General features: G+C 71.2%; 2 pseudogenes. Both read right to left on the bottom strand.

Annotated elements, in window-relative coordinates:
* Window positions 1-741, bottom strand: a pseudogene (locus FVW20_RS15225) (6-hydroxymethylpterin diphosphokinase MptE-like protein); the annotation flags it as partial.
* 155 nt (window positions 742-896) lie between these two features.
* Window positions 897-1,401: pseudogene (locus tag FVW20_RS15220) on the bottom strand (hypothetical protein); the annotation flags it as partial.

Below are 1,401 nucleotides of genomic sequence, written 5' to 3'. Positions count from 1 at the left end.
CACGGCCGGTGCCGATGCGGCCAGCGAAGGGCCCGCGCCCGCAACGACGGCGGGCATGCCGCCCAGCGCCCCGCGCAGCGACTTCATGTCGCCGTCGGCGAGGGCGCGGCGGAAGTTGGAAAGCTCGTTGCCCACCATTACGTCCTGGGCGCGGCGCAGGGTGGAAAGCTCCACCGACAGGGCGTCCAGCTGCTCGCGGCAGATGCGGGTCCAGTGGGCGTAGGCGGGGCCGATCTGCTGGCTGGGCAGGTCGGCCTGCAACAGGATGCGCCCGAACAGGAACTGCTTGTCGCAGCCGCGCACGGCGGCCACCAGCGCGTCGAACTGCGGCACGATGAAGGCCAGCCTGCCCGATTCGATGAACGGACGGTAATCCGTCAGCCCCAGGCACAGGGTGAGCATGGCCGGGTCGGGTTCCACCACCAGCAGGCGGTGGCGGGGCGGCGTCTGCTCCAGCATGTGGTTGATGCCGTAGCCCAGGTTGGCGCCCACGATGATGGTGGCCGAACGCTCCGCCTGTTCCGTGGGGGGCCATGACCGGTAGGCGAATTGGGGCGGAAAGGCGTCAAACAACCGACGACCGTCCTCCAGTTCGACGTCCAGCATGTTCCAGCGGTTCAGGCGCAGGCGGGGGGCCAGCGTTTCTGGCGCGGGAGCGTTTGCGGCCAGCCACGCGGCCATCTGGGGCTGCGCGACCGTCAGGGCCTTGGTGTTGTCGGCGAGGAATTGGGTGTGGTTCATGGGGCTGCCCATGCATGATGCATGCCGCACGAATGTCCTGCGGGTGGGCGGCAGGAGAGTTGCGGGCAGGGCAGCGAAACAGGCCGCCCCCTCGGCGTGTTGCGCGAAGGGGCGGCGGCGGGATGCAGCGTCGGGCGTGAAATGGGCGGGAAGGCCTAGGGCGCGGCGGTTCCTGCTTCCGTTGGCGCCGGGTTCGGTGGTGTCACCGGATCGGCTGGCGTTGCCGGAGGCGTGGGCAGCGGCGGCACCGCGATGGGGCCGTCCAGCGTTTCCGGTGCCGTGCGCAGGGGCGCCTTGTAGGTGGTCGTGCCGTCCGACGGGACGTCGGCCCCGCCGGGCAGGACGGTGGACGCCGGGGGAACGGGAATGATCGGGCCGTCCAATGTTTCCGGCGCGGTGCGTCGTACCGACTTGTACGGAACGAGGCCGCCGTCCGTCCCATCAGCGGGAGCCGTGGGCGTCAGGGGAGGCGGGGCAGTGGATTCCGTTGCCGGGGCCGACACTTCCGGAGTCGCGGGGTACGCGGGGGCTGTCACCGGTTCCGGCAGGGCCGGAGTTTCCGGGGGCGTGACCGGCGCGCGCACCTCACCGCCCGCGTCATGAGGCACGGTGGGCGGCATGTCGGGGGCTGCCTGCACGGGCGTGGGGTTCGTCACCGGG

Source organism: Nitratidesulfovibrio oxamicus, from assembly GCF_015731765.1.
GTDB lineage: Bacteria > Desulfobacterota > Desulfovibrionia > Desulfovibrionales > Desulfovibrionaceae > Cupidesulfovibrio > Cupidesulfovibrio oxamicus.
The sequence above is the reverse complement of the archived record's forward strand: the minus strand, read 5'-3'. Positions and strand labels throughout refer to the sequence as shown.